Source organism: Phyllobacterium sp. P5_D12 (assembly GCF_054049495.1).
On the sequence record NZ_JBFUMG010000359.1, the window covers coordinates 1 to 4,690 of the forward strand.

Annotated in this window: 5 protein-coding genes; 4 read left to right on the forward strand and 1 reads right to left on the reverse strand. The window is 53.7% G+C overall.

Annotated elements, in window-relative coordinates:
- The first annotated feature begins 96 nt into the window (after positions 1 to 96).
- The 3 genes from ACXJ5O_RS19320 (at position 97) to ACXJ5O_RS19330 (ending at position 2,215) form a co-directional block, all read left to right on the forward strand.
- Entirely contained in the window at positions 97 to 465 is a 369-nt protein-coding gene (locus ACXJ5O_RS19320; RefSeq protein ID WP_457301312.1) for a hypothetical protein, read from the forward strand.
- Positions 455 to 763, forward strand: a complete 309-nt coding sequence (locus ACXJ5O_RS19325) for a hypothetical protein (protein ID WP_457301313.1) — start codon at positions 455 to 457, stop codon at positions 761 to 763. Before ACXJ5O_RS19320 ends, ACXJ5O_RS19325 begins: the two co-directional genes overlap by 11 nt.
- Positions 764 to 1,120: 357 nt before the next feature.
- Positions 1,121 to 2,215: an AAA family ATPase gene (locus ACXJ5O_RS19330; protein WP_457301314.1), complete on the forward strand. Its 1,095-nt coding sequence runs from the start codon at positions 1,121 to 1,123 to the stop codon at positions 2,213 to 2,215.
- 334 nt (positions 2,216 to 2,549) lie between these two features.
- Here the strand turns inward: ACXJ5O_RS19330 and ACXJ5O_RS19335 are convergent, their stop codons facing one another.
- The gene (locus ACXJ5O_RS19335) at positions 2,550 to 2,741 is read right to left on the reverse strand and encodes a hypothetical protein (protein ID WP_457301315.1); all 192 of its coding nucleotides are present in this window, start codon (positions 2,739 to 2,741) and stop codon (positions 2,550 to 2,552) included.
- Positions 2,742 to 3,500: 759 nt separating this feature from the next.
- Between ACXJ5O_RS19335 and ACXJ5O_RS19340 the strand changes: the two genes are divergently transcribed.
- Positions 3,501 to 3,917 (forward strand): hypothetical protein, encoded by a 417-nt coding sequence (locus ACXJ5O_RS19340; RefSeq protein WP_457301316.1) that lies wholly within the window; start codon positions 3,501 to 3,503, stop codon positions 3,915 to 3,917.
- Positions 3,918 to 4,690 lie beyond the last annotated feature (773 nt).

The window sequence follows — 4,690 nt, forward strand, 5'->3', positions numbered from 1 at the left end:
GTTGTAGGATATCCTACAGTACAACAGGGACCATTATTTGCACACCTGTTGCATATATGATACAGTATAACATAACGTTTAGAAGGAACTTTCCCCATGATCCAGCCTACCAAAACCGTCACTGTCCGGGAGTTTTGCCGGGCAGTTGATATCTCGGTTGCCCGTCTCTATCACCTTTGGCAAGCCTCCAAAGGTCCGCCGCGCATCGTTGGTGCAATCGACGGCGACAGTCGCCCTCGCGTGCTTGTACCGCTTGCCGCTGGCCTTCAATGGAATGTCGAACGCCTAAGCCACGTCCACGCAAATCTCTTGGCCACTGGCGACAAGCAAAAACAACGTGCCGTCGCCGAACGCGAACGCCGTGCACGCCGCAACCAGCGCCTGCAATCCCAGCTGGCACAATCTCCCCTCTACACTGCCCTAACCACGGCTCAAGCCGTAGAAAGCCATTTCAATGAACACTGAAAATCAGAACACCGACAACGCACAAATCACGTCCACCGACGAATGGGACGAGATGACCGAAGAGAGCTTTGAAAAGCTCAGGGACGAAGCTCGCGAGCTCGACCAGCCGGAAATCCTAAAACAGGTCGAAGAGCTCGCCGACAAATGGCGCAAGCAGCAAGAGCAACTGGCCATCCTAGAGCGCCAAGCCTCTACGGTCTTCTACCGCAGGCCCCCTCAGCTAGATATGGACGCCTACCAACTTCGCCTGTGGTCGGGCCACGTCATAGGCAAGCCCGAAGCCGGTCGCCGTGCCTGATTGCAGCCCGTCAGCTGGCCGCTACAGCGGTTTTCACGATGTGGCTGTGTCATTCCCTTCGCCATAGCAAAAGCCTCTGTACGGGCCTCTGATGCAATCTTTGTGCCACCTTGTCTGCGACCAATAGAAGCACCATATAAACGATAAGGAAAAGGCCCCGCTTTAGGGCGAGGCCAATCAGTCGATATTCAGCAACGAACCTCCGTAAAAGGTTCGAAACACCAACAGAAAGAAAGATCAAATTCCATGTTAGTGTCTACAAACAAATATAGTGCATTCGCCTCCATATTTCAAGGTTTGGGCCTTGATCCTCCGGCGAGCGTCCGCCGCTTTGCCATTGTCCGTGTCGATGGCCGCGTGGCCCTGTTCCACTGGAACAGCTACGCCAAGCCCACGCCTGCGAATAAGAATAAAGCCAAGCTCTCCATTCTTGAGAGGATGGGTGTTCGGCGCGCTTCTGACATTCCAAAAGGCAAAGGGACCCAATGGTTATGGCATCCCTACATCCCCGTCGGTCATCTCGTAATGATCTATGGATTTGGCGGCATCGGCAAATCGCACATCACCGCGCTTCTTGGGTCCACGGTCTCGACCGGAACGCTTTTCCCTTGGCAGGACGAAGAGACGATACGCGAACCACAAATGGCAATCATGATCTCGACGGAAGATGACGCTGAAGAGCAAATCAGACCTCGCTTGATCGCTGCTGGCGCAGACATGCACAAGGTGTTTGTAGGTGACAAGCCATTTAAGCTCACCCCTCAGGGCTTCAAAGACCTCGAAGAACTTATCATTGCGACCGGCGCGATACTGGTGACGCTTGATCCGTGGGTCTCCATCGCTGGGGCCAACATTGATATGAACAAGGCGAACGAAGTTCGTGGGCTTCTAGAGAAGCTGGAGGCGCTGGCCAAAAAGCATCATTGCACCATTGCCGTGGTGGCTCACTCCAAGAAGCCGGTGAAGGGGCTGGATAATATGCACGCCCTGTCCGGTACGGTCGATATGACCAACGCGGCTCGATCCACGATCATTATGTACAAGGAGCAGGGAAAGACGTTTTTCCAGCAAATGAAAAACAACTACGGTCCCCTTGGCCCGGCCATTGAATACAAAATTGAGCCTTTCGATGGTTCAAGTCGTCTGGTTTTTGGGGAGGTCGTTGATCTTGAAAGCGGCCTAGATAAGCCGACAGGCGCGAAAGAAGCCGAGGCTTTGATGTTTATCAGGACCATCTTGCGCAACGGGCCGGTCCTCGCAACAGAGGTGGAAGCCGAGGCCATCAAAGCAGGCATCGTGATAAAGACGCTCAAGCGGGCGAAGCTCGGAGGCAAGACAGGACGCCCGATTGCCGACAGCGTACAGACTTGGGAGGACGGGAAGCCCGTCTGGAGGTGGAAGTTGCGGACACAGAAGGACAAGAAAACAGGGTCAGAGGGACATGAGAAATAGGGCTAAAAATACCCTCTTCTCTAGACACACTTTTTTGTCCCTCTGATTATATATCAATGACTTAGCTTGTCCCCCTGTCTTGGCCCCCTGACACCCAGAAGGACATCGGGACATTAGTGCGGGAAAAGCCGTTTTTTAAGCGGCTAGAGACCGCCGCTAGAACTTTCATCCGAGTATCATTCTGGCCGCGAGTAGAGCGCCAAGACTATTCCGAGGGCGAGCGCGATCACACCAATAGCAATGAGGAATGGATGCTCCAACATGGAGCATTGTTATCCGCTGGCCGGTCGGAAGTCCACGCGAGAAGGGGAAGTGCTAGAGGCCCCGCGCCGCTTCACGGCTTTGCCGCCTTCTTGGTTCCGATCTCGGTCGAGACGGCTCCGAGTGCCTTTTCGAGCGCTTCCCGCGACTTTGCTTTCAGGCGTGCTTGCAGGTCCTCTTCGAGGATAGCGACAATAACGGCATGCATAATTGGATAGAAGCGCTTGCAGTCAGCTTCATCTAGCTCGTGGATGCCTTTGCTCAAGATGCCATAGATCGCGCCGTTGCCGACAAGCAGGGGAGGCAGCGTCGTGGTGGCGATAAATAAGCCGCTCGAAAATACGGCGCAGATAGACGAACGCAGCTATGCCGACACCATGACTTATGAGCCCACCCGCACGGTGCAGTTCTGAGAAATCCGCTGCGTCCAGTACGTCGCGATACTTCTCCATGTCGGATCGCGCTATGTCCTCCAGCGAGGGATATTGACCGATCTTAAAAATGCGGTCACCGGCCACTTTAAAGACGTAAGAATAAATGTGGTAGTAATTCCTCATGCAATGCATGTGAAGCGTAAATATTCCGTCTTCAACAATCTTATTGTTTGTTATTCTGAGCCACTCCATACGGTGACTAGTAACTCTTGCACTTCTAAACGGTGTATTCATTTTGCAGTGCACGCAATAGCTATCGAATTGCAGCACCTCATCACGAAGCTGCTCACAAAGAAGCCTGCTACCGTCTGTGGTCGCTTTATCTTCCAAGGAAGAGTAGATGGGTAACTCGGAACAGAATTCTACCGCTGCATCGTATGTTTCCAGTGTCACAGCATCTTTTCCCCTTTTATGCCCTACCCGATGCAATAGCGGAACGATACTGGAAAGCAAGGCCAAGGCGGACTTGTCCCCTACAGCAATAAATACAGCACCGGGCGTATATTGTGGGAAACCGCAATCATTTCGCTGAGCACGACGCGGGGCTTGCTATGATGCCGACCTGAACAACGGGCGAGGAGCCGTATCAAATGGATATCGCAGGAGCAGTCAGTGCCATCACAGCCGCGCTTGGCTTTGTAAAAGAATTATCCGCAATCGACGTGCAGGCCGATAAGGCACAACTTAAGCTCAAGATCGCGGATATTACGGGCGCTCTTGCAGACGCCAAGCTGGGGCTAATCGACGCCATGGAAACCGTGCGGGAGAAGGACAAAGAACTCGCGGAGGCTAAGGCGGCGCTCAAGTTTCGGGCCGAAAACCTGATCCGCGTCGATGGCTTGTTCTACGATCAAAAGGATGGCAAGCCCTCAGGGCACCCATACTGTTCCGTATGCTTAGACGCTGGCTCGGCAATTAATTTAGCCCGAGATATTGGCGCCGCCGGGCATCCGTCAAAGTGTCCCAAATGCAAAGGCAATTATGGGATGACCTCGTCATATGCTTAAGCGAGCGGCCTAGCCACGCCCACCGGGCCGTGGGCCGATCTCGATTTTGACCTCGCCTTTGCGGGTGCACGCGGTGCAACGAAGCTTCTGTTCTATGTCCTTCAAGCTCATCGACGCGGGGCTTTTCGCGGCGCGATAGAGGGTCTTCGGGTCCATAAGGACCGCATGTTTGCAGCGCGTACAGGTGACGCGGAGGACTTGCCAAGATGAGAAATCAGAAAGGCGCATTGCGAACGTAGTCTCCAGAAAAGTGTGGTTCGCAACACGAGGCAAAATTACCGCTGTTCGCAGGCGGGGGCAATCGCAGGAAACAGTTATTCCCACAAAGAAAGCCGGAAGACGAAGCACTCACGCTTTCCGGGGGATGGAAGGTGTGAATGCAGTTTCGGACGCTTCCGGCTAGTTCCTGAACCGGCAACATGTGTTGAGGGCAACCGCGCCGGTCAGCTAGTGGTGATTATACTCCTGTTCTGGGGTGGCCAGAAGAGAAAAAACGGGCCAGAAAATGCAGTGAGGGCGATTGTTCAAGCGTTTCCGTGGGTTAGGTGCATGTTTGCTCCGCTGCAACTTTGCGGCTAGAGGGCCATTTTCGAGGGCGCTGGAGGCCCACCCCTAGCAACCTTTTGATTTTGTTATATTTTTTGGATCTCAGATTTTTCGCATTTTTTGATTTTATATGCGCCGCCAATGCCTCGGTTATGACCTTATCCGCCGGGCGAGCGGCCAGCCCTTGGGGGAACCTGACCGCCCTGCCGCCATGCAGTGAGCAACGA